The following is a 21,235-nucleotide window of genomic DNA, read 5'->3' as shown; positions in this document are numbered from 1 at the left end:
GGACGGTTGCCTGGAGGAGAGAAAGCGGTATTACAGGATGTGCTGCTGGACGTCCGGATCTTTACGGTCGAGGTAATGAATCGACTGGATCCGACGGATGGTGCGCGACTTGCCGCGGATCAGCAGCGTCTCGGTGGTGGCCATATTGCCCTTACGGGTGATGCCGTCCAGCAGATCGCCTTTGGTGATGCCGGTAGCGGAGAAGACGACGTTATCGCTGCGCGCCATTTCATCAAGGCGCAGCACTTTACCCGCTTCGATGCCCATGGTTTTGCAGCGCGCCAGCTCGTTTTCACCGATGCGGCGATTCTCTTCGCTGTCGCCCTTCACGTGGTGACGAGCCAGCAGGCGGCCCTGCATATCGCCGTCGAGCGCGCGGATCACCGCGGCGGAAACCACCCCTTCCGGCGCGCCGCCGATGCCGTACAGCACGTCCACTTCGCTATCCGGCATGCAGGTGAGAATGGAGGCCGCGACGTCGCCATCGGGAATGGCGAACACGCGCACGCCCAGCTGCTGCAGCTGAGCAATCGCCGCATCGTGGCGCGGTTTCGCCAGCACGGTGACGGTCAGCTCGCCCAGCGGCTTGTTCAGCGCGCGGGCGATATTGCGCAGGTTCTCTTCCAGCGGCAGATTGAGATCGATAGCACCTTTAGCGCCTGGGCCGACAATCAGCTTTTCCATATACATATCCGGCGCGTTGAGGAAGCAGCCTTTATCGCCGACCGCCATCACTGCCAGGGCATTAGCCTGGCCCATCGCCGTCATCCGGGTACCTTCGATGGGATCGACGGCGATATCCACCGCATCGCCCTGGCCGGTGCCCACTTTTTCGCCGATATAGAGCATCGGCGCTTCATCGATTTCGCCCTCGCCGATGACGATGGTGCCGTCGATATTGACGAGGTTAAGCATAATGCGCATGGCGTTAACCGCTGCGCCGTCGGCGGAGTTTTTATCGCCGCGGCCCAGCCATTTATAGCCCGCCAGCGCGGCGGCTTCGGTGACACGCGAAAATTCGATGGCCAGTTCTCGTTTCATAATCCACTCATTGTGTAGAAAGATTGCCCGCAGCGCGGCAAAAGCGCGCTACGCGTTGGAATAGCGTTCGGTTTCCGGCATCCAGCGCTCGATCAGCGCCTGGGCCTGCAGCGGATAGCGTTCATGAATGTGGCGCGCTATGCGCTGAACGTCGGGGATCATCGCCTGATCGCGCAGCAAATCCGCCACTTTAAACTCAGCGTTGCCGGTCTGGCGGGTGCCGAGCAGCTCACCGGGACCGCGAATTTCAAGGTCTTTCTGGGCGATGACGAAACCGTCGTTACTGTCACGCAGCACCTGCAGGCGTTTCTGCGCCGTTTTAGAGAGCGGCGATTTATAGAGTAGCACGCAGTGGGAAGCGACCGCGCCGCGCCCGACGCGCCCTCTGAGCTGGTGCAGCTGCGCCAGACCCAGACGTTCCGGGTTTTCGATAATCATCAGGCTCGAGTTCGGTACGTCGACACCGACTTCAATGACCGTCGTGGCCACCAGCAGATGCATTTCGCCCTGCTTGAAAGCCTGCATCACCGCCTGCTTCTCCGCCGGTTTCATCCGCCCGTGCACCAGACCGATATTCAGCTCCGGCAGCGCCAGCTTGAGCTCCTCCCAGGTCGCTTCCGCCGCCTGGGCCTCCAGCAGATCGGACTCCTCAATCAGCGTACAGACCCAATACGCCTGGCGGCCTTCGTGGGTGCAAGCGTTGCGCACGCGGTCAATAATATCGCTGCGCCGGGTGTCCGGGATAGCGACGGTAGTCACCGGGGTTCGGCCCGGCGGCAGCTCGTCGATAACCGAGGTATCGAGGTCGGCGTAGGCGGTCATCGCCAGGGTGCGCGGGATCGGCGTGGCGGTCATGATCAGCTGATGCGGGTGGAAACCTTGCTGCTGACCTTTCTCCCACAGCGCCAGCCGCTGGTGTACGCCGAAGCGGTGCTGTTCGTCGATGATCACCAGCGCCAGGCCGTTAAACTGCACCTGTTCCTGGAAGATGGCGTGGGTGCCGACAATCATCTGCACCTCGCCGCTGGCGATAGCGTCCTGCTGCGCCTGGCGTGCTTTGCCTTTCTGTTTGCCCGCCAGCCAGCCGACCTCAATGCCCAGCGGTGCAAACCAGCTGCGGAAGTTGTTGGCGTGCTGCTCGGCGAGCAGTTCGGTGGGCGCCATCAGCGCCACCTGTTTGCCGTGGGCGATAGCGCGCAGAGCGGCCAGGGCGGCGACCAGCGTTTTACCGGAGCCAACGTCGCCCTGCACCAGGCGCATCATCGGCACGTCCAGCGCCATATCGCGCTCGATCTCGGCGGTGACCCGCGCCTGCGCGCCGGTGGGCTTAAAGGGCAGAGAGGCCAGCAGCTGATTTTTCAGGGTATCGTTGGCGCCGAGCGGCAGGGCGTGATAGCGCTGGGCGCCTGCCCGTAGCGCCAGCATGCTGAGGTTGTGCGCCAGCAGCTCTTCCAGAATCAGGCGCTGCTGCGCCGGGTGCTTGCCGCTTTCCAGCTCGCTAAGTTGCAAGGAGGGAGGCGGACGGTGCAGCGTACGCAGCGCCTCCGGCAGGCTCATCATCCCCTGCGCCAGCTCCGGCGGCAGGAGTTCGCTAATTGCGCAGGTCTCGAGCAGCTCGAGCGCCTGATCGGTGAGCTTGCGCAGGGTCGCCTGCTTAATGCCTTCGGTAGTCGGGTAGACCGGCGTCAGGGTCTCCTGCAGCTCCGGGGTGCTCATATCGCCCTGGACGCGGTATTCCGGGTGGATCATTTCGGCGCCGTACTTCCCGCGTTTGGCTTCACCGTAGGCCAGCACTCGTCGACCGGTCGCGAGGCTGTTTTTCATCGCCGCGTTGAAGTTGAAAAAGCGCATGGTGAGGATGCCGGTGCCATCGCTGATCTGGCAGGTCATCATTCGACGGCCGCCGAAGGTGATATTGCTGTTGAGCACTTCGCCTTCCACGGTGGCATAAACCCCGGGCAGCAGATCGGCTATCGGGTAAAGATGGGTGCGATCTTCGTAGCGCAAAGGCAGGTGCAGCAGCAGATCCTGTACCGTATGCAGGCCGATCTTCGCCAGCTTGCTGCTCTGCGCAGCCCCAACGCCGGTGAGTGAACTGAGCGGAACGGCATCTAACAGGCGGCCTGACATAGGGTTTACCTCGCAGCCTGCATGGTGGCCCACCACGCGGCATCGGCTTCCACTTCGCCCTGCTCGTTAACGTGGGGGTAAGGCAGCCCTTTCTGTCTCGCGACGCGGGCCAGCACCGGATAGCCGCCTTCAAACAGCAGGCGCTGCTGCTCTTCCGGCGGCAGCATGCTGTTGGCGCGTTGGTACATCCCGGCGTTCTGTCGCTGCCGCTGGGCTTCATACAGGATCAGCGCCGAGGCGACGGAGACGTTCAGCGACTGCACCATGCCGATCATCGGGATAATAATGTCCTGATCGGCCAGGGCCAGCGCTTCCTGAGTGATGCCGGTTTTCTCCTGACCCATCAGGATGCAGGTTGGGCGCGTATAGTCGATTTCACGGAAATCGATGGCTTTGCCGGAAAGATGGGTGGCGAGGATTTGCATACCCTGGCCTTTGAGGTGGCCGACGGCATCTGCGATGGTACGGTGGGTTTTCACCTGCACCCAGCTGTTGCTGCCCGCGGCGGCGGAGGCCATGGTGCGCATCCGGCTGCTCGGCCAGACCGCGTGCACCTCGTGTACGCCAACGGCGTCTGCGGTCCGGATGACCGCAGAGACGTTATGGGGCTTATGGACCTGCTCCATGCAGACCGTCAGGTCAGGCTGACGCCTGGCGAGCATCTCGCAGATACGCGCATAACGCTGTGAATTCATTACACTTCATCCTTCGAATTACCTCTTTAGTCGCTGCGGATCACGCGGCCCATCCCTGAGCCTCGCCCCTGACGGGGCCTGCAAGCAGCGTTCAAATCTGCTCCCGGCAGATTTGTCATTCGCTTGCTGCCTTGATGCAATTCGAATGTTTTGTCTAAAAGCTAATTTCGGTTACGGGTGACTTTAATCACGTCCGGCATGACGCGGATTTTGCGCATGATATTCGCCAGATGCACGCGGTCGCGGGCGGTCAGGCGGATAAAGGCGCTGTATACGCGGCCATCTTTCTCTTCCGTATTCAGACTCTGGATATTGGAAGAGGCGGTGTTGATCGCCGCCGTCAGGTTAGCCAGTGCGCCCTGGTGGTTAAACATATCCACCTTGATTTCCGTAATGAACTCCTGAGCGGTCTCTTTATCCCACTCAACCGCCATAAATTTCTCCGGCTCTTTCTGGTAGCCGCGGATGTTACGACAGGATTCATGATGGATAACCAGCCCTTTGCCGGGACTGACGTGGGCGATAATCGGGTCACCGGGGATCGGACGACAGCATTTGGCGAAAGTGATCAGCACGCCATCGGCGCCTTTGATTGGCAGATGGCCGTGGTTCGAGGCATTGGCCGGCACCGGTGCCGCAGCGGCTTCGCCCTGCTGCAGGTTTTTCGCCACCACCACGCTCATGGCGTTGCCCAGACCGATCTCCGCCAGCAGATCGTCAAGCGAGGCCAGCTTCATCCGGTCGAGCTCGCGCTGGATATTCTCCGGCGGGATCTCGGCGAGTTTGCGGCTACCGCCCAGCGCGTGGTTGAGCAGACGACGGCCAAGGCTGACCGAGTCATCGCGCTTGAGGTTTTTCAGCAGCTGACGGATCTTGGCGCGCGCCTTTGAGCTGACGACAAAGTTCAACCAGGCGGCATTCGGACGTGCGCCCGGCGCGGTAATAATTTCGACAGTCTGACCGCTGGAGAGCGGCTGCGACAGTGGATAGGGCTGGCGGTCGACGCGCGCGCCGACGCAGGCATGGCCGATATCGGTATGCACCGCATAGGCGAAGTCCACCGGCGTGGCGCCAGCGGGCAGTTCGACAATGCGCCCTTCCGGGGTGAAAACGTAAATCTCATCGGGGAACAGATCGGATTTAACGCTCTCAATAAATTCAAACGAGCTGCCGGCGCTCTGCTGCAGCTCCAGCAGGCTTTGCATCCAGCGCTGGGCGCGGATTTGCGCGGTGGTGCTGCTTTCGCCGCCGTGCTCTTTATAAGCCCAGTGCGCTGCGACCCCCATCTCCGCCATCTGATCCATGTCTTCGGTACGAATTTGTACCTCGACCGGGACGCCGTGGGGGCCGATCATCGAGGTGTGCAAAGACTGATAGCCGTTCGCTTTCGGAATGGCGATGTAATCTTTGAAACGACCTGGACGCGGTTTATAGAGGCTGTGCATCTGGCCAAGCACGCGGTAGCAGACATCGGCATCGTGGACGATAACGCGGAAGGCGTAGATATCCATGATCGAGTGAAAACGCTGCTCTTTGAGCACCATTTTGCAGTAGATCGAGTACAGATGCTTTTCGCGACCGCTGACGCGGCAGGGAATCCCCGCTTCCTGCAAACGCCCTTCGATTTCCGAGAGGATCTTTTGGATCATCTCTTTACGGTTGCCGCGCGCCGCTTTGACCACCTCTTTAATGACGCGGTAGCGGTTCGGGTACAGCGCCTCAAAGCCCAGCTCTTCGAGCTCAGTTTTGATGTGATGGATACCTAAACGGTGCGCCAGCGGGCTGTAGATTTCCAGCGTTTCACGGGCGATGCGGCGGCGTTTATCCGGGCGTAGCGAGCCCAGGGTACGCATGTTGTGGGTGCGGTCGGCAAGCTTGATGAGGATGACGCGGATGTCCTGCACCATCGCCATGATCATTTTACGAAAGTTTTCGGCCTGCGCCTCTTTCTTATCGCGGAACTTGAGCTTATCAAGTTTCGATACCCCCTCTACCAGTTCGGCGACGCTTTTACCAAAAAGCTGTTCCATGTCCTGGTAGGTGGCGGGAGTATCTTCAATCACATCATGCAGCAGCGCGGCCATCAGCGTTTCGTAGTCGAGCTTCATCTCGGCCAGAATACAGGCTACCGCGACCGGGTGCGTGATATAAGGTTCACCGCTTGAACGTGTCTGACCCTCGTGAGCGTCACGTGCAACGAGATACGCCTGCCGCAGACGTTTGATCTGGTCTTCCGGCAGGTAGTTTTGAATCAGCTGATTCAGGCTTTCAAACAGATACAAGGGCGACCCGCTGTGTGATTAACGACGACCTTCAGCAATCGCGGTAACGGCTTGTAATTCAGCGGCTTCCTGCTCTTGCTGTTCCTGGCGCTCACGTACGTCGAGGATCTGGTTGTTGATCAGACCTTCTTCGATTTCGCGCAGTGCGATTACGGTGGTTTTATCGTTTTCTTCCGGTACCAGCGGATCCTTTCCGCCTACCTGCATCTGACGAGCGCGACGCGCGGCGACCAGTACCAGGTCAAAACGGTTACCAATTTTCTCTACAGCGTCCTGAACAGTTACGCGTGCCATACTTAAAATGCTCCACAGGTGAAGAAATGACTGGGCATGATACTGAATGTGGGTTCAGTCTGCCAATAGTTTGGTGATTAAAGCGCCATGTCGCTGCTTTTGGCGGCTCATGCGCAGACGTTCAGCGCGGATGATATTTTTCAGGTCGCTCAGGGCGGTGTCAAAATCATCATTCACAATCAGGTAATCATATTCGGCGTAATGGCTCATTTCCGCAACGGCCTGGGCCATTCGTTTCGCGATCACCTCTTCGCTGTCCTGGCCGCGGCCGCGCAGGCGACGGTCCAGTTCATCTTTTGACGGCGGCAGAATAAAAATGCTGCGTGCGCCCGGCATGCTTTTACGGATCTGCTGCGCGCCCTGCCAGTCGATATCGAGGAAGACATCAACACCGGTCGCCAGCACCTGCTCGATCGCTTTACGCGACGTGCCGTAATAGTTGCCAAAGACCTCTGCATGTTCCAGAAACGCGTTTTCGCCAATCATCGAGCGGAATTCGTCGTGATTCACGAAGAAATAGTGTTCGCCGTGCACTTCACCCGGACGCGGCGCCCGCGTGGTATGGGAAACCGATACCTGGGTGTCATACAACGGTTGGGTTTTTAATAAAGCCTGAATCAGGCTGGATTTACCCGCGCCGCTAGGGGCGGAAACAATATAAAGCGTGCCTTGAGCCATGAGTGTCTTTTGTATGTGGTTATCGAAAGAGGTCCTACATACGAGCCTATTATACACGTCGCCGCGGCGTGACGCAGTCCTTGTCACACTTTTTGCCGCTGTTTCTTTCATTTTGCCTGCCGTTTTCCTGAATTCGCCAGCCGTTGCTGCAACGAGGTGCAAATCCTGGAAGGCGCTTCGCAGGGTGAAAAAGCCCCCGTCGCGGTTTCCGGTATTCTGCCGCAGACTCTCCGTCAGGTGCTGAAGGAGGGAACTGGAATGCGTAAAGGAGGGGGGTGGCTGGCGATAGGGATGTTCTCTGCCAGCGCGCTGGCGACGTGCCCGGACTGGCCGCCGGCTAAAGGCAGACAGGAGATTGCACGTCTTCATCAACAGATTGACGCCTGGAACGAGGCTTACTGGCGACAGGGCGCCAGCGAGGTGAGTGATGACGTTTACGACCAGCTCACCCAGCGCCTGACGCAGTGGCGGCAATGCTTTCCGGGCGCGACGCCTGAGGAGGACGGTCTGTCTCCACCGACCGGCGATACGCGTCATCCGGTCGCCCATACCGGCGTACGCAAGCTGGCGGATGAAGCCAGCCTGGCCCGCTGGATGAAAAATAAAACCGACCTGTGGATACAGCCTAAGGTGGACGGCGTGGCGGTAACCCTGGTCTATCGCCAGGGGCATCTGGTTCAGGCTATCAGCCGCGGGGATGGCCTGCGCGGTGAGTTGTGGACCGCCCGAGCGCGGCAGATCCCGGCGCTGGCGAAGCTGACGACCGGCGAACTGGCCAACAGCGTGCTGCAGGGGGAGCTGTTTCTGCGTCGGGAGGGGCATGTTCAGCAGCAGGCTGGCGGAATGAACGCGCGGGCGAAAGTCGCTGGGTTGATGATGCGGGCTGACGCGGCGGCGCCCCTCAGCCAGCTGGACGTTTTTATCTGGGCCTGGCCAGACGGTCCGTCGGATATGCACCGTCGTCAGAAGCTGCTGGCGCAGGCGGGGTTTATCTACAGCGGACAATACACCCATCCGGTGACGCGTGTTGAGCAGGTGGCGGAGTGGCGCCAGCGGTGGTATCGCTCGCCGCTGCCCTTCGTCAGCGATGGCGTGATTGTGCGTGAAGGGCGCGAACCGGCGGGGCGCGTCTGGTCACCGGGAAAGGGCGAATGGCTGGCAGCCTGGAAATATCCTCCGGCATCGCGGGTGATGGAGGTGCGGGCGATCCATTTCAGTACCGGCCGCAGCGGTAGAGTCAACGTAGTGGCTGAGCTTGAGCCCCAGCGACTGGATGACAAACGCGTGCAGCGGGTTAACGTTGGCTCTGTGGCCCGCTGGCAGGCGCTGGATATTGGGGTTGGCGATCAGCTGCAGATCAGTCTGGCAGGTCAGGGTATTCCACGGATCGACGCGGTCGTCTGGCGGATGGCCGAGCGCCTTAAACCGACGCCGCCGGCGGCCAAATTCAATGCGCTAACCTGCTATTTCGCCACCCCTGAGTGCAGCGAACAGTTTCTTTCCCGGCTGGTCTGGTTGTCATCAAAGTCGGCGCTGGATATCGATGGCGTAGGGGAAAACGTATGGCGCGTCATTCAGCGGCAGCACCCGATGGAGCATCTTTTTTCCTGGCTGGCGCTCACGGCGGAGCAGCTGCAGGCGATGCCTGGGATCTCGGCCGCCCGTGGGCAGCACCTCTGGCATCAGTTTGATCTTATTCGTAAACGGCCTTTTATACGCTGGGTGCTGGCGATGGGGATCCCGGCGCCCCAGGAGGCGCTGGCGCAGCCTGGAAATGAAAACTGGCGCCTCCTCACGGCAAAGAGTGAAGCGCAATGGCGCACGCTGCCGGGCGTGGGGGCGATCAGAGCCCGACAGCTGGTGGCTTTCCTGCATCACCCTGACGTGGCGGCGCTGGCGCAATGGCTTAGCGGGCAACGCATCCCCGGGTTTTGAGGCGGTTAGTGGGCGTCGTGGGTGTAGTGGAAGACCGGTAGCCCGAGCTTCCAGCGCAGCGCCAGCATGCGGGCGGTAAAGCCGAACAGCAGCGTGGTCAGGACCACCACATCGTGGCTGCTAACGTAATGTTGCAGCGCTATATAGAGTACCGCTGCGGCAAACGAGATCCCGGCGTACAGCTCTTTCTGGAAGACCAGCGGAATGCGTTTGCAGAACATATCGCGCAGTACACCGCCAAAAACGCCGGTGATGACCGCAGCAATAGAGGCGATAACCGGCCCTTCTCCCATATCCAGGGCGATTTGCGCACCGATGATGGAAAATACGATCAGCCCCAGCGCATCCAGCACCAGGAAAAGCCGGCGCAGGTGCGGCATTACCGGGGCGGCAATTGTGGTAAGGACGGCGGCGACGGCGACAATAATGACGTATTCCGGATGCTTCACCCAGCCGAGAGGATAGTGTCCCAGCAGGATATCGCGAACGGAACCCCCGCCCAGCGCGGTCGCGGTGGCGATAATAATGACGCCGAACGTATCCATCCGCCGACGCCCGGCAGCCAGCGCTCCGGTCATGGCTTCCGCGGTGATACCGATTAAATACAGAACATGAAGCAGCATAGATCCCCCCAGACAGTGGCCGGCAGGTTAACGATTTGTGCGCAGGATCACGATTGAGATTTTCTAAAGTGAAATCGTTAGGCCAGGAAAAACTAATGCCAATATAGATTAAATTGGCTTTAATTGGCGGTTGATTTCTATTTTATGAATTTTTAAAGATTAGAAAAAGTAATGACTTGTTCCCGCTCGATTTTCTATATTGAAAACGCTACGAATACCTAATGTTTAAGTCCCGACCTTTATCCTTTTATTTTCTTTCTCGAGGAGATGAGAAAATGCGTGTCGCCGCTGCGAGCAAACATTCTCTGACTCGCCTGTTGGCCGTGGTATTAACCGGGATTTTGGCCGGTCTGTCCGGCATGGTTTTGGCACTGATTTTACACGCCATTCAGCACCTGGCTTTTGGCTACAGTTCCGGGCAGATCGTCGGTTCGGTGTCATTTTTACAGGGCGTCACGGCGTCGCCCTGGCCACGTCGCATCGCGGCAATCGTGGCCGGCGGCATCGTCGCCGGATTTGGCTGGTGGCTGCTTGGTCGCTATGGGCAGAAGCGGGTTTCCATTGCCGCGGCGGCGGCTAACCCTTCCGTCCCCATGCCCGCGGGCACCACGACGATCCACGCCCTGTTGCAGATCGTCACCGTAGCGCTGGGTTCCCCGCTTGGCCGCGAAGTGGCGCCGCGGGAAATGGGCGCGCTGGGAGGGGGGATGGTGGCGCGTAAGCTGAGCCTGCTGGAGGATGACACCCGCACGCTGATTGCCTGTGGGGCGGGCGCGGGCCTGGCGGCGGTGTATAACGTCCCGCTGGCAGGGGCGTTGTTCACCCTCGAGGTCATGCTGCTATCGTTTAGCTGGGAAAAAACGCTGGCGGCGATAATGACCTCGGCGATTGCCGCCTGGACGGCCACCCTCGGGTTAGGGGATGAATCGCAATACCATTTTGTTTCCAGCGCGCTTCCGCACACCTTTCTCTGGTGGGCGATTCTGATGGGCCCGATTCTGGGCGCCGGCGCCTGGCTCTTTCGCAAAGCGACCAGCGCAGCGCGTTCACGCGTGCGAAGTAACTGGCAGATGCCAGTGTTCTGTCTGCTGGCGTTTTCACTTCTTGCCGTTCTGAGCCTCTGGTTCCCTGCGCTACCGGGCAATGGCAAGGGGCCGATGCAGCTGGCGCTCAGCGACGGGCTGCCTCTCTCCATGGTCGCGATCCTGTTAGGGCTGAAGATGGTGGTGATCCTGGCGGTGCTGCGCGGCGGCGCGGAGGGCGGGTTGCTAACCCCGGGGCTGGCGGTGGGCGGGCTGGCCAGCCTGCTGCTCTGCGCGCTCTGGCAATCAGGGTTCCCCGGCGGAGATGAAAGTAGTTTCGCCCTGGTGGGAGCAGCCGCTTTTCTCGCCGCCTCCATGCAGATGCCGCTGACGGCGGTGGTGCTGGTGATGGAATTCACCCACATGGATCACAGCTATCTGGCCCCGACGCTGCTGTGCGCGGCAGGGGCGTTTTTGACCTGCCGGGTACTGGATAAGAAATATTGCTTTTGAAATGGATGAAAAAAGGCCGGTAAACCGGCCTTCAGAAAGGTATCTGAGATTACTCGATATTCTGGATCTGCTCGCGCATTTGCTCGATCAGCACTTTCAGCTCAATCGCGGAGTTGGTGACCTCGGCATTGATCGATTTTGACGCCAGGGTGTTCGACTCACGGTTGAACTCCTGCATCATAAAGTCGAGACGGCGACCCACGGCCTCTTTCTTTTTCAGAATGTTGTAGGTCTCTTTCACGTGGGCTTCGAGGCGGTCCAGCTCTTCGGCAACGTCGATACGCTGCGCCATCAGCACCAGCTCTTGCTCGAGACGGTTATTCTCCAGCTGCACTTCCGCATCCTCCAGCTTGGCGACCAGACGCTCGCGCTGCCACTGGAGAATTTCCGGCATATGAGCGCGAACTTTCGCCACTTCGCCGCTCACGCCTTCAAGACGCTGCTCGATAAGCGCTTTCAGCGCCTGGCCTTCCGTTTCGCGAGCGACGATGAAGTCATCCAGCGCGCCGTCAAGGGCTGCCAGAATGTCGGCGGCGATGGCGTCAAGATCCTGCTCTTTGGCGGCCATCACGCCCGGCCAGCGCAGGATATCAACCGGATTGATTTCCCCTTCATCGCTCTGCATTTTCACCCAGTTGGCAGCGTTAACCAGCTGTTTAGCCAGTTTTTCGTTGAGAATGAGTTCGCCCTGAGCGCTGGGGTCTTGTTCAAAACGCAGGGTGCATTCGACTTTACCGCGAGTCAGGCGGGCGCGAATGCGTTCGCGTACCACGGGCTCCAGGCTACGGAACTGCTCCGGCAGGCGGAAGTACGTTTCCAGATAGCGCTGGTTTACCGAGCGCAGCTCCCATGCGGCGCTACCCCAGTCACCCTTGATTTCACGGCGGGCATAGGCGGTCATACTGCGGATCATAGTCGTTCCTGTTTTTAAAGGAGAGTGGGGAGGATTATAGCTTTCGAGACCTTATCAGGATAGGAATAAGCGCCTTTAATCCGTATAATGCGCAGCCACATTCGTTTCAAGCCGGAGATTTCTATCATGCGTCCAGCAGGTCGTAGCGCCAACCAGGTGCGCCCCGTTACCCTGACCCGTAATTACACAAAACACGCTGAAGGCTCTGTGCTGGTTGAATTCGGTGATACCAAAGTGCTGTGCACCGCCTCCATTGACGAAGGCGTACCGCGTTTCCTGAAAGGACAGGGACAGGGGTGGATCACCGCTGAATATGGCATGCTGCCGCGTTCAACGCACACGCGTAACGCGCGTGAAGCGGCAAAAGGCAAACAGGGCGGCCGGACGATGGAAATTCAGCGCCTGATCGCCCGTGCGCTGCGCGCGGCGGTTGATCTGAAAGCGCTGGGCGAGTTTACCATCACCCTCGACTGCGATGTGCTGCAGGCCGACGGCGGCACCCGCACCGCGTCTATTACCGGTGCCTGCGTGGCGCTGGCCGACGCGCTGAATAAGCTGGTGGCGGCCGGCAAGCTGAAAACTAACCCGATGAAAGGGATGGTGGCGGCGGTCTCTGTTGGGATCGTTAATGGCGAAGCCATCTGCGATCTGGAGTACATCGAAGACTCTGCCGCGGAAACCGATATGAACGTGGTGATGACCGAAGATGGTCGCATCATCGAGGTGCAGGGTACGGCAGAAGGCGAGCCGTTCACCCATGAAGAGCTCCTCACTCTCCTGGCGTTAGCCCGAGGGGGGATCGAATCCATTATTACGACGCAGAAGGCGGCGTTAGTAGATTAGTTTTTAAGGCGACTGAGAAGTCGCCTTTTTTTTGACCGTAAAAAAGTAAGATGAGGAGCGAATCCATGAAGCCGTATCAGCGCCAGTTTATTGAGTTTGCGCTTAGCAAGCAGGTTCTTAAGTTTGGCGAGTTCACGCTGAAATCCGGGCGTAAGAGCCCCTATTTCTTTAACGCCGGCCTGTTTAACACCGGGCGCGATCTGGCTCTGCTGGGCCGTTTTTATGCCGAGGCGCTGGTGGATTCCGGGATTGAGTTCGACCTGCTGTTTGGCCCGGCCTACAAAGGGATCCCGATCGCCACCACCACCGCGGTGGCGTTAGCCGAACACCATGACCGCGACCTGCCTTACTGCTTTAACCGTAAAGAGGCAAAGACTCACGGCGAAGGCGGCAATCTGGTCGGTAGTCCACTGCAGGGGCGGGTCATGCTGGTGGATGACGTGATCACCGCCGGTACGGCGATTCGCGAATCCATGGAGATCATCCAGGCCAACGGCGCGCAGCTGGCGGGCGTGCTGATCTCCCTGGATCGTCAGGAGCGCGGCCGCGGTGAAATCTCCGCCATTCAGGAAGTGGAGCGGGATTACGGCTGCCAGGTTATCTCGATCGTAACCCTGAAAGAGCTGATCGCTTACCTGGAAGAGAAACCGGAGATGGCGGAACACCTGGCGGCCGTTCGCGCTTATCGCGAAGCCTACGGCGTGTAACGAAAATGCCCGGTAAGCAGAGCGCTACCGGGCAATGCAAAAAAACTACTGCAGCTGTGCGGCGACCAGCGGCCAGCGGGCGTCGAAATCATCCGTCGGACGGTATTTGAACTCGCTGCGCACAAAGCGCGACAGCATGCCCTCGCAGAAGGCCAGCAGCTGGCTGGCCAGCAGCGTTTCGTCGAGAGTGTAGCCTTCGCCTTCGCGCATTTTTTTCTCGCGCATCACCTGACGCAGCTGCACTTCGATGCGTTCAAAAAGCTGGTTGATACGGCCCTGCAGCCGATCCTGTTCGAACATCAGCGCGTGTCCGGTGAGGATGCGCGTCAGCCCAGGATTACGCTCGCCAAACCCAAGAATCAACAGAACAATCAGGCGCAGGCGCGCGGATGTGTCCTTCTCATCTTTCAGAATCAAATTGATGCGCGTAATCAGACTGTCTTCAATGAACTCGATCAGGCTGTCAAACATGCGGGTTTTGCTGGGAAAATGGCGATACAGCGCGGCTTCAGAAACGCCGACGGAAGCCGCCAGTTTCGCGGTGGTAATACGTTGGCTACCATCGCTGGATTCCAGCATTAGCGCCAGAGATTGAAGTATTTCTTCGCGACGATTCCGTTTCGCAGTTTGCTTTTCTGCCATGTTTTAAAATACCCCTGAAAATAAGCACTTGTCAGGCAGACATCCACAACGCGACCGCAAACCAGAGTTTGCGGTGATGTTATTGCATTATGCGCGTTGGGATGCAGATTCCGTGTTGCTGGGCTTATTTACGCCCTGAGTGACCGAAGCCGCCTTCGCCGCGGTCGGTGGCATCGAAAGATTCCACCAGGTTAAATTCCGCCTGCACGACCGGCACAAAGACCATCTGCGCGATACGTTCGCCCGGCTCGATAATAAAGCTCTGCTGACCGCGGTTCCAGACGGACACCATCAGCTGCCCCTGGTAATCGGAGTCGATAAGGCCCACCAGGTTGCCCAGCACCACGCCGTGCTTATGACCCAGGCCCGAGCGCGGCAGGATCACCGCCGCCAGAGAGGGATCGGCGATATGAATCGCAAGGCCGGTCGGCAACAGCGTGGTTGCGCCCGGCGCAAGCTCTACGGCGTCGTCGAGACAGGCTCGCAGGTCAAGTCCGGCGGAGCCGGAGGTGGCATAGGTCGGCAGCGGAAATTGCTGGCCGACACGCGGGTCCAGAATCTTAACGTCGATTTTTTTCATCATAACGGGTCACGATCTCGTCGAGTAATAATTGGCCCAGGAGTTCCTTGCGCTCAAGTGGTAAGCGCTTTTCCCCATCCTGCCAGAAAAGGTGTAATGCGTTGCTATCGCTGTTAAAGCCCTGATTAGGCTGGGAAACATCGTTGGCGCAAATCAGGTCGAGGTTTTTGCGGGCACGTTTTTGCCGCGCATATTCTTCCACATTATTCGTTTCGGCGGCAAACCCAACGACGTAGGGGCGATGCGATTTTAGCGCTGCAACCCCGGCCACGATATCCGGGTTTTTAACCATTTTTATTGTTAATTCATCACCTTGTTTTTTTATTTTATCTTCGGCGATGGCGGCGGCGCGGTAATCCGCCACCGCGGCGCAGCCAATAAAAATGTGCTGCTGCTGAGCGCCGGCCTGGACGGCCGCTTCCATTTCCAGCGCGGTAGTGACATCAATACGCTGCACAAAGGGCGGTGTCGGTAGCGATACCGGTCCGCTGACCAGGGTCACGTTCGCGCCGCGCTGTGCGGCGGCGGCGGCAATCGCGAAGCCCATCTTACCGGAGCTGTGGTTTGAGATGTAACGCACCGGATCCAACGGCTCACGGGTCGGGCCCGCGGTAATCATGAGGTTGAGATGTTGCAAATCTTTGACAGGGGAGGCGAAATGCTGTGCAACCATCTCCACGATGGTTAACGGATCGAGCATTCGCCCCGGGCCGACGTCGCCGCAGGCCTGGCTACCGCTGTCCGGTCCCCACAGCAGCAGGCCGCGGGAAGCGAGCGTCTGCAGATTATGCTGGGTGGCCTGCGCGCGATACATCTGCTGGTTCATGGCGGGCAAGACGGCAACCGGGGAAGGGGTGGCGAGACAGATCGTCGACACCAAATCATTGGCCATGCCTGCCGCCACGCGGGCGATCAAATCGGCGGTCGCCGGGGCGAGGATCACCAGGTCGGCCCATTTTCCGAGCTCAATATGGCCCATGGCCGCTTCCGCCGCCGGATCGAGCAGGCTGTCGGAAACCGGATAGCCGGATACCGCCTGCAGGCTGAGTGGGGTGATGAACGCTTTTGCCGCCTCCGTCATTGCGACACGCACTTCCGCGCCGCGTTCACGTAGTCGCCGTACCAGTTCCGGGGTTTTATACGCCGCGATACCGCCGCTGACGCCCAGGACGATTTTTTTACCCGCCAGAGTCATCATGATGTATTCCTGTTGCCGTAGACCAGAATCCGCGCATCTTATCACAATCCTGCCGCCGTCGTGCCTCTGACGGGCATTCACTTTGCGAGCGGCTACGCAGGGTGAAAAGCGGCGGGTCGGCAGCGTCGTCAGGTTGTGCCAGGATAGGCTGATTCACGCAGGAGGGCGCATGGACGGAACGGAAAATCTGATGCCACGGGAGAAGATGCTGCAATTCGGCATCGAGGCGCTGACGGATGTTGAGCTACTGGCGCTGTTTCTGCGCATTGGCACACGCCGTCAGGATGTGCTGAGCTACGCCCAGGCGTTGTTGCAGCGTTTTGGTTCGCTCTACGCTCTGCTTTCCGCTGATAAAGCGCAACTGGTTGCCGTTGACGGGCTGGGGCTGGCGAAATATGCGCAACTGAAGGGGATTGCCGAGCTGGCGCGGCGCTATTTTAGCTCGCAGCTGGTTGAGGAGGCCGCGCTGGTCACCCCCTCGATGACGCGGGAATTTTTGCAAAGCCAGCTGACGGAAGAGGAGCGCGAGATCTTTATGGTGATCTTTTTAGATAATCAGAACCGCGTGTTGAAACATAGCCGCCTTTTTTCTGGTACTCTTAGCCACGTTGAGGTGCATCCGCGAGAAATTGTACGCGAAGCCATCAAAGTGAACGCCGCCGCCGTGATCCTTGCGCATAATCATCCCTCCGGTAGTCCGGAGCCGAGTCAGGCTGACAGGCTGATTACCGAAAGGGTGGTAAAGTGTTGTCGATTCATGGAGATACGTGTGCTTGACCATCTGGTTATCGGCCGCGGTGCGTATGTATCTTTTGCCGAACGTGGCTGGATTTAGCCCCGAACTGGCGATCCTTCGGGATCTTTGTCTGTTCGGGACTTGAGCACATCGCCGAGTCAGCGTATACTACGCCACCTTTGAGAATCTCGGGTTTGGCATTTGGGCCTGGCAGTCGAGAGTTCACATTGAACTGCGATGACCAGGCTGTAAAGCCTGACGAGGCGCCAATACCCCATACGAAGCTCGAGCTAATTTGATTTTTGGAGAATAGACATGTCCCGAGTCTGCCAAGTTACTGGCAAGCGTCCGGTGACCGGTAACAACCGTTCCCACGCACTGAACGCGACTAAACGCCGTTTCCTGCCGAACCTGCACTCTCACCGTTTCTGGGTTGAGAGCGAGAAGCGTTTTGTCACCCTGCGCGTATCTGCTAAAGGTATGCGTGTAATCGATAAGAAAGGCATCGATACAGTTCTGGCTGAACTGCGTGCCCGTGGCGAAAAGTACTAAGTACTTAGAGGAAATAAATCATGGCTAAAGGTATTCGTGAGAAAATCAAGCTGGTTTCTTCCGCTGGTACTGGTCACTTCTACACCACCACGAAGAACAAACGTACCAAACCGGAAAAAATGGAACTGAAAAAGTACGATCCGGTTGTACGTCAGCACGTTATCTACAAAGAAGCTAAAATCAAATAATTTTAGCCTCCTTGTATAAAAACCCCGCTCCGGCGGGGTTTTTTGTTTTTAAAACTCCCCCATATTGCTTTCACACACTCCCTTTTCAGCCACCTGTCCGTGAAGCACAATACGCCGGGTTAATGGAGGAAAATCATGCCTGAATTACCAGAGGTGGAAACCAGCCGTCGCGGCATTGAGCCGCACCTGGTTGGCGCCACCATTCTGCACGCCGTCGTGCGCAACGGACGGTTGCGCTGGCCGGTTTCCGAAGAGATTTATCGCCTGAGCGACGTTCCGGTGCTCAGCGTGCGACGTCGCGCCAAATATTTGCTTCTGGAACTCCCGGACGGCTGGATCATCGTCCATCTTGGGATGTCGGGGAGCCTGCGCATCCTGAGCGAAGAGCTGCCTGCGGAAAAACACGATCACGTTGATCTGGTTATGAGTAACGGTAAAGTCCTGCGCTATACCGATCCGCGCCGCTTTGGCGCCTGGCTATGGACCAAAGAGCTGGAAGGCCACCCGGTGCTGGCGCATCTGGGGCCGGAACCGCTAAGTGATGCCTTCAACGCCGACTATCTCCAGCAGAAATGCGCGAAGAAGAAAACCGCGATCAAACCCTGGCTGATGGATAACAAGCTGGTGGTGGGCGTCGGCAATATCTACGCCAGTGAATCGCTGTTCTCCGCCGGGATCCACCCTGACAGGCTGGCGTCCTCGCTGTCGCGGGACGAGTGCGAGCAGTTGGTGAAGGTGATTAAGCTGGTCCTGCTGCGCTCGATAGAGCAGGGCGGCACCACGCTGAAGGACTTCCTGCAAAGCGATGGCAAGCCCGGTTATTTTGCCCAGGAGCTACAGGTCTATGGCCGCAAGGGCGAACCCTGCCGGATCTGCGGCACGCTGGTCGTCGGGACCAAGCATGCCCAGCGGGCGACCTTTTATTGCCGCCAGTGTCAGAAATAGTCACCGGAACAGGAATGATTGTCGGCCAGGTCAGCGAAACTGCGGGTGCGCATCTGGCGGACCCGGGGCGTTTGTAGGCCAGGTAAGCGCAGCGCCACCTGGCATCAAGACAGAGACAGAGCCGGTGTGGATGGCCCAGCAGCGCAGCGCCAGCCCGCGTGGCTCACGCCCCAGCAGATGCGTTACTTCAGCTTATTCAACAGCGCCTGGTGGACGTTGGCTGGCAGGAAATGAGAGACATCGCCCTGGTGGCGCGCGACTTCCTTCACCAGCGAAGAGGAGATAAACGACCACTCTTTGCACGGCATCAGGAACACGCTCTCAAGGGTGGGCATCAGATGGCGATTCATATGGGCCAGCTGCATCTCATACTCGAAATCCGCCACCGCCCGCAGGCCGCGGATCAGGATGTTGGCCTGCTGCGCGCGCGCGAAGCTGGCCATCAGGTCGCTGAAGCCGACCACCTGCACGTTCACCAGGTGGGCCGTCGCCTGCTCCGCCAGCGCAATGCGTTCATCAAGGCTGAACATCGGCTTTTTGCTCGGGCTGGCGGCAATAGCCAGCACCACTTTATCGAACATGCTCGCCGCGCGGGTGACAATATCGATATGGCCATTGGTGATGGGATCGAAGGTACCCGGATAGATCGCTTTTGTGCTCATGATGACTCTTTCTCCGAGTAGCCGTGGCTCAGCGCCCACAGCTCGGTATATTTTGTAAACGTATACTGCGCGTTGACCATCGCCAGTAACCAGCCCTGCTTGCCGTCCAGCACCCCACCGCGCAGCAGCAGCGTTTTCAGGAACGCCCCCAGCGTATGGCTGAATATCCCCGCCATCGAGGTCTTCTTGCCCTTCTGATGGCGTTCCAGCGCCCACGCGGCGGCATACGCCAGCTGTTTTTGCTGGAAGCCAGCGAAGTCGCGGCACGTCAGATGCAGGAGATCGCCGGTCAACGGAATGACCTCGGCGCCCAGGCTATCCAGCGATTCATGGACCAGATTATCGTTATAGCGGTAACGGGCGCGTTCGTACAGGCGCAGGACGCGATCGGGGTACCAACCGCTGTGGCGCATAAAGCGTCCGAGAAAATAGTTACGCCGGGCGATGCTGTAGATGGCGCCGCGCTGCGGGGCTTCCAGTACCTTAAGAATAGCCTGCCTGAGTTCTGGCGTGACGCGCTCATCGGTATCGATCATCAACACCCAGTCGCCGGTGGCGTAGTCCTGCGCGCGCTGGCGCTGAATGCCATAGCCTCGCCAGTCGGTATGGGTATAGACCTGCGCCCCGAGGCGGCGAGCCAGCTCGACGGTGCTGTCAGTACTGCCGGAGTCGAGGACGATAATTTCATCCGCCCAGCTAACGGAGTCCAGACAATCCGGCAGCAGGTCCGCTGCGTTTTTGGCGATCATCACCACGGAAAGCCGGTTAGACATTAATGACTCCGCTGCGGCAGGTAAGGTTGCAGTAACTGTAGCAGACGCGACAGCGCGCCCTGGTTCTGGTGCAGCACTTCCACCGCGTGACGGCCATACCACAGGCGGTAGTCTTCATCGGTCAGGAGCGTGGAAACCTCTTTGACCAGCGAGTTCGCGTCGGTGACGGTGATCAGGCCATCGTCCTGCTGCAGCTTGGCGCAGATATCTTTGAAATTGAAGGTATGCGGCCCCATCAGCACCGGAATGGCGTGCGCCGCCGGCTCGAGCGGGTTATGGCCGCCGCGCTCCACCAGGCTGCCGCCGACGAAAGCGAGGTCGGCAATGCCGTAGAGCAGCATCAGTTCGCCCATGGTATCGCCAATAACCACCTGGGTACTGGAGGAGGGGATCTCGCTGGTGCTGCGTAGAGTGAAGCTCATTCCGGCTTTTTGCACCATGTCGCGGGCGTCAGGGAAGCGCTCCGGATGGCGGGGAACAAGGATCAGCAGCAGGTTCGGAAAGGTCTCCAGCAGCTTTTTATGCGCCTGGAGGATAATTTGCTCTTCGCCATCGTGGGTGCTGGTGGCAATCCAGACTTTGCGGTGCGGCGCCCATTGCCGACGCAGCGTCACCGCGCGCGCCGCCAGCTCTGGCGTAACGGAGATATCGAATTTCAGGCTGCCGGTGACCGCCAGCTGATTGCGCTTCAATCCCAGCGCGAGGAAGCGGTTGCCATCTTCTTCATTCTGCGCGGCGATAAGCGTAATACGGCTCAACAGGCGGCGCATAAAGCCGCCCAGTTTGGCATAGCCTTTGGCGGAACGTTCGGACAGGCGGGCGTTGGCAATCACCAGCGGGATCTTACGCTTATGCAGCGCGGCCACCATGTTCGGCCACAGCTCGGTCTCCATGACGATCACCAGCTTCGGCTGAACGGTGTCCAGGAAGCGGTTCATGGCGCCGGGCAGATCGTAGGGCAGATAGACGTGATGGACATCTTTGCCGAAGGCCGACATGGCGCGCTCGGAGCCGGTCGGCGTCATGGTGGTGACGGTGATCGGCAGAGAAGGGTAGCGGTGGCGCAGGGCGCGAACCAGCGGAATGGCGGCTAAGGTCTCGCCGACGGAAACGGAGTGCAGCAGAATGCCATCCGGCTCTACCTTGTTCTGACAGAAGCCATAGCGTTCCGCCCAGCGTTTACGGTAGGCAGGAGCCTTACGACTGCGCAGCAGCAGCCGCAGCCACACCAGCGGCTGAATAAGGTAAAGTAGGGTGGTATAAAGCAATTCCAAACTATTTAT

The 21,235-nt window shown here is 58.9% G+C and carries 22 protein-coding genes; 8 read left to right on the top strand and 14 right to left on the bottom strand.

Going from position 1 to position 21,235, the window contains the following annotated elements; translation table 11 throughout:
- Positions 1 to 30 precede the first annotated feature (30 nt).
- From glpX to gmk, 6 genes are all read right to left on the bottom strand, one after another.
- Positions 31 to 1,041, bottom strand: coding sequence for a class II fructose-bisphosphatase (gene glpX / locus GQR96_RS24100; protein ID WP_004205085.1), 1,011 nt, complete (start codon positions 1,039 to 1,041; stop codon positions 31 to 33).
- Positions 1,042 to 1,089: 48 nt separating this feature from the next.
- The gene (gene recG / locus GQR96_RS24095) at positions 1,090 to 3,171 is read right to left on the bottom strand and encodes an ATP-dependent DNA helicase RecG (protein ID WP_023319342.1); all 2,082 of its coding nucleotides are present in this window, start codon (positions 3,169 to 3,171) and stop codon (positions 1,090 to 1,092) included.
- Between the two features lie 5 nt (positions 3,172 to 3,176).
- The gene (gene trmH, locus GQR96_RS24090) at positions 3,177 to 3,866 is read right to left on the bottom strand and encodes a tRNA (guanosine(18)-2'-O)-methyltransferase TrmH (RefSeq protein WP_023319341.1); all 690 of its coding nucleotides are present in this window, start codon (positions 3,864 to 3,866) and stop codon (positions 3,177 to 3,179) included.
- A gap of 161 nt (positions 3,867 to 4,027) precedes the next feature.
- Entirely contained in the window at positions 4,028 to 6,148 is a 2,121-nt protein-coding gene (gene spoT, locus GQR96_RS24085) for a bifunctional GTP diphosphokinase/guanosine-3',5'-bis pyrophosphate 3'-pyrophosphohydrolase (protein ID WP_004205080.1), read from the bottom strand.
- An 18-nt stretch (positions 6,149 to 6,166) separates the two neighbouring features.
- Positions 6,167 to 6,442 (bottom strand): DNA-directed RNA polymerase subunit omega, encoded by a 276-nt coding sequence (rpoZ, locus tag GQR96_RS24080; protein WP_000135058.1) that lies wholly within the window; start codon positions 6,440 to 6,442, stop codon positions 6,167 to 6,169.
- A 54-nt stretch (positions 6,443 to 6,496) separates the two neighbouring features.
- The gene (gmk, locus tag GQR96_RS24075) at positions 6,497 to 7,120 is read right to left on the bottom strand and encodes a guanylate kinase (RefSeq protein WP_002922664.1); all 624 of its coding nucleotides are present in this window, start codon (positions 7,118 to 7,120) and stop codon (positions 6,497 to 6,499) included.
- Between the two features lie 258 nt (positions 7,121 to 7,378).
- On the opposite strand from gmk, the gene ligB reads away from it, so the two are divergent.
- The gene (gene ligB, locus GQR96_RS24070; protein ID WP_065903748.1) at positions 7,379 to 9,055 is read left to right on the top strand and encodes an NAD-dependent DNA ligase LigB; all 1,677 of its coding nucleotides are present in this window, start codon (positions 7,379 to 7,381) and stop codon (positions 9,053 to 9,055) included.
- Positions 9,056 to 9,060: 5 nt separating this feature from the next.
- Here the strand turns inward: ligB and GQR96_RS24065 are convergent, their stop codons facing one another.
- Positions 9,061 to 9,678 carry a trimeric intracellular cation channel family protein gene (locus tag GQR96_RS24065; RefSeq protein ID WP_065903750.1) on the bottom strand — a complete coding sequence of 206 codons (618 nt, stop codon included), beginning with the start codon at positions 9,676 to 9,678 and terminating at the stop codon, positions 9,061 to 9,063.
- 275 nt (positions 9,679 to 9,953) lie between these two features.
- Between GQR96_RS24065 and GQR96_RS24060 the strand changes: the two genes are divergently transcribed.
- Complete coding sequence (locus GQR96_RS24060) at positions 9,954 to 11,213, top strand: chloride channel protein (RefSeq protein ID WP_065903752.1); 1,260 nt, start codon at positions 9,954 to 9,956, stop codon at positions 11,211 to 11,213.
- Positions 11,214 to 11,262: 49 nt separating this feature from the next.
- On the opposite strand, the gene GQR96_RS24055 is transcribed toward GQR96_RS24060, so the two are convergent.
- Positions 11,263 to 12,126 (bottom strand): YicC/YloC family endoribonuclease, encoded by an 864-nt coding sequence (locus GQR96_RS24055; RefSeq protein ID WP_002922636.1) that lies wholly within the window; start codon positions 12,124 to 12,126, stop codon positions 11,263 to 11,265.
- Positions 12,127 to 12,252: 126 nt separating this feature from the next.
- On the opposite strand from GQR96_RS24055, the gene rph reads away from it, so the two are divergent.
- Both rph and pyrE read left to right on the top strand, forming a co-directional pair.
- On the top strand, positions 12,253 to 12,969 hold the full coding sequence (gene rph / locus GQR96_RS24050; RefSeq protein ID WP_004205074.1) for a ribonuclease PH: 717 nt from the start codon (positions 12,253 to 12,255) through the stop codon (positions 12,967 to 12,969).
- Positions 12,970 to 13,034: 65 nt separating this feature from the next.
- Entirely contained in the window at positions 13,035 to 13,676 is a 642-nt protein-coding gene (gene pyrE / locus GQR96_RS24045) for an orotate phosphoribosyltransferase (RefSeq protein ID WP_004205073.1), read from the top strand.
- Between the two features lie 45 nt (positions 13,677 to 13,721).
- Here pyrE and slmA read toward each other — a convergent pair whose 3' ends face one another.
- The 3 genes from slmA to coaBC all read right to left on the bottom strand — a co-directional run bounded on the left by slmA (position 13,722) and on the right by coaBC (position 16,093).
- Positions 13,722 to 14,318 carry a nucleoid occlusion factor SlmA gene (gene slmA, locus GQR96_RS24040; RefSeq protein WP_004205072.1) on the bottom strand — a complete coding sequence of 199 codons (597 nt, stop codon included), beginning with the start codon at positions 14,316 to 14,318 and terminating at the stop codon, positions 13,722 to 13,724.
- A gap of 124 nt (positions 14,319 to 14,442) precedes the next feature.
- On the bottom strand, positions 14,443 to 14,901 hold the full coding sequence (gene dut / locus GQR96_RS24035; RefSeq protein ID WP_004145270.1) for a dUTP diphosphatase: 459 nt from the start codon (positions 14,899 to 14,901) through the stop codon (positions 14,443 to 14,445).
- Positions 14,879 to 16,093 (bottom strand): bifunctional phosphopantothenoylcysteine decarboxylase/phosphopantothenate--cysteine ligase CoaBC, encoded by a 1,215-nt coding sequence (gene coaBC / locus GQR96_RS24030; protein WP_048295735.1) that lies wholly within the window; start codon positions 16,091 to 16,093, stop codon positions 14,879 to 14,881. The genes dut and coaBC overlap by 23 nt, the downstream gene beginning before the upstream one ends.
- Positions 16,094 to 16,265: 172 nt before the next feature.
- Between coaBC and radC the strand changes: the two genes are divergently transcribed.
- The 4 genes from radC to mutM all read left to right on the top strand — a co-directional run bounded on the left by radC (position 16,266) and on the right by mutM (position 18,517).
- Positions 16,266 to 16,931 (top strand): RadC family protein, encoded by a 666-nt coding sequence (radC, locus tag GQR96_RS24025; protein ID WP_017900054.1) that lies wholly within the window; start codon positions 16,266 to 16,268, stop codon positions 16,929 to 16,931.
- Positions 16,932 to 17,147: 216 nt separating this feature from the next.
- Positions 17,148 to 17,384: a 50S ribosomal protein L28 gene (gene rpmB / locus GQR96_RS24020; RefSeq protein ID WP_000091955.1), complete on the top strand. Its 237-nt coding sequence runs from the start codon at positions 17,148 to 17,150 to the stop codon at positions 17,382 to 17,384.
- Positions 17,385 to 17,404: 20 nt separating this feature from the next.
- Positions 17,405 to 17,572: a 50S ribosomal protein L33 gene (rpmG, locus tag GQR96_RS24015; RefSeq protein WP_002922510.1), complete on the top strand. Its 168-nt coding sequence runs from the start codon at positions 17,405 to 17,407 to the stop codon at positions 17,570 to 17,572.
- Between the two features lie 135 nt (positions 17,573 to 17,707).
- Positions 17,708 to 18,517 (top strand): bifunctional DNA-formamidopyrimidine glycosylase/DNA-(apurinic or apyrimidinic site) lyase, encoded by an 810-nt coding sequence (mutM, locus tag GQR96_RS24010; RefSeq protein ID WP_065878874.1) that lies wholly within the window; start codon positions 17,708 to 17,710, stop codon positions 18,515 to 18,517.
- 182 nt (positions 18,518 to 18,699) lie between these two features.
- Here mutM and coaD read toward each other — a convergent pair whose 3' ends face one another.
- The 3 genes from coaD to waaA are packed head-to-tail and all read right to left on the bottom strand — an operon-like array spanning position 18,700 to position 21,226.
- Positions 18,700 to 19,179, bottom strand: a complete 480-nt coding sequence (gene coaD, locus GQR96_RS24005) for a pantetheine-phosphate adenylyltransferase (protein WP_004205067.1) — start codon at positions 19,177 to 19,179, stop codon at positions 18,700 to 18,702.
- Positions 19,176 to 19,952 carry a glycosyltransferase family 2 protein gene (locus tag GQR96_RS24000; RefSeq protein ID WP_023319330.1) on the bottom strand — a complete coding sequence of 259 codons (777 nt, stop codon included), beginning with the start codon at positions 19,950 to 19,952 and terminating at the stop codon, positions 19,176 to 19,178. Before GQR96_RS24000 ends, coaD begins: the two co-directional genes overlap by 4 nt.
- Positions 19,952 to 21,226 (bottom strand): lipid IV(A) 3-deoxy-D-manno-octulosonic acid transferase, encoded by a 1,275-nt coding sequence (waaA, locus tag GQR96_RS23995; protein ID WP_065903753.1) that lies wholly within the window; start codon positions 21,224 to 21,226, stop codon positions 19,952 to 19,954. Before waaA ends, GQR96_RS24000 begins: the two co-directional genes overlap by 1 nt.
- Positions 21,227 to 21,235: the final 9 nt, after the last annotated feature.

It is taken from the genome of Klebsiella sp. PCX (genome assembly GCF_021869705.1).
Classification (GTDB): Bacteria; Pseudomonadota; Gammaproteobacteria; order Enterobacterales; family Enterobacteriaceae; genus Klebsiella; species Klebsiella quasipneumoniae.
This window is presented reverse-complemented; position numbering and strand designations above follow the sequence as displayed.

Bases quoted from the DNA above. Each gene is read 5' to 3' on its own strand.
- trmH (WP_023319341.1), bottom strand. From the start codon at position 3,866: ATGAATTCACAGCGTTATGCGCGTATCTGCGAGATGCTCGCCAGGCGT.
- dut (WP_004145270.1), bottom strand. From the start codon at position 14,901: ATGATGAAAAAAATCGACGTTAAGATTCTGGACCCGCGTGTCGGCCAG.
- GQR96_RS24065 (WP_065903750.1), bottom strand. From the start codon at position 9,678: ATGCTGCTTCATGTTCTGTATTTAATCGGTATCACCGCGGAAGCCATG.
- slmA (WP_004205072.1), bottom strand. From the start codon at position 14,318: ATGGCAGAAAAGCAAACTGCGAAACGGAATCGTCGCGAAGAAATACTT.
- mutM (WP_065878874.1), top strand. From the start codon at position 17,708: ATGCCTGAATTACCAGAGGTGGAAACCAGCCGTCGCGGCATTGAGCCG.
- GQR96_RS24060 (WP_065903752.1), top strand. From the start codon at position 9,954: ATGCGTGTCGCCGCTGCGAGCAAACATTCTCTGACTCGCCTGTTGGCC.
- pyrE (WP_004205073.1), top strand. From the start codon at position 13,035: ATGAAGCCGTATCAGCGCCAGTTTATTGAGTTTGCGCTTAGCAAGCAG.
- radC (WP_017900054.1), top strand. From the start codon at position 16,266: ATGGACGGAACGGAAAATCTGATGCCACGGGAGAAGATGCTGCAATTC.
- rph (WP_004205074.1), top strand. From the start codon at position 12,253: ATGCGTCCAGCAGGTCGTAGCGCCAACCAGGTGCGCCCCGTTACCCTG.
- gmk (WP_002922664.1), bottom strand. From the start codon at position 7,120: ATGGCTCAAGGCACGCTTTATATTGTTTCCGCCCCTAGCGGCGCGGGT.
- rpoZ (WP_000135058.1), bottom strand. From the start codon at position 6,442: ATGGCACGCGTAACTGTTCAGGACGCTGTAGAGAAAATTGGTAACCGT.
- coaBC (WP_048295735.1), bottom strand. From the start codon at position 16,093: ATGACTCTGGCGGGTAAAAAAATCGTCCTGGGCGTCAGCGGCGGTATC.
- GQR96_RS24055 (WP_002922636.1), bottom strand. From the start codon at position 12,126: ATGATCCGCAGTATGACCGCCTATGCCCGCCGTGAAATCAAGGGTGAC.
- GQR96_RS24000 (WP_023319330.1), bottom strand. From the start codon at position 19,952: ATGTCTAACCGGCTTTCCGTGGTGATGATCGCCAAAAACGCAGCGGAC.
- coaD (WP_004205067.1), bottom strand. From the start codon at position 19,179: ATGAGCACAAAAGCGATCTATCCGGGTACCTTCGATCCCATCACCAAT.
- glpX (WP_004205085.1), bottom strand. From the start codon at position 1,041: ATGAAACGAGAACTGGCCATCGAATTTTCGCGTGTCACCGAAGCCGCC.
- rpmB (WP_000091955.1), top strand. From the start codon at position 17,148: ATGTCCCGAGTCTGCCAAGTTACTGGCAAGCGTCCGGTGACCGGTAAC.
- rpmG (WP_002922510.1), top strand. From the start codon at position 17,405: ATGGCTAAAGGTATTCGTGAGAAAATCAAGCTGGTTTCTTCCGCTGGT.
- recG (WP_023319342.1), bottom strand. From the start codon at position 3,171: ATGTCAGGCCGCCTGTTAGATGCCGTTCCGCTCAGTTCACTCACCGGC.
- ligB (WP_065903748.1), top strand. From the start codon at position 7,379: ATGCGTAAAGGAGGGGGGTGGCTGGCGATAGGGATGTTCTCTGCCAGC.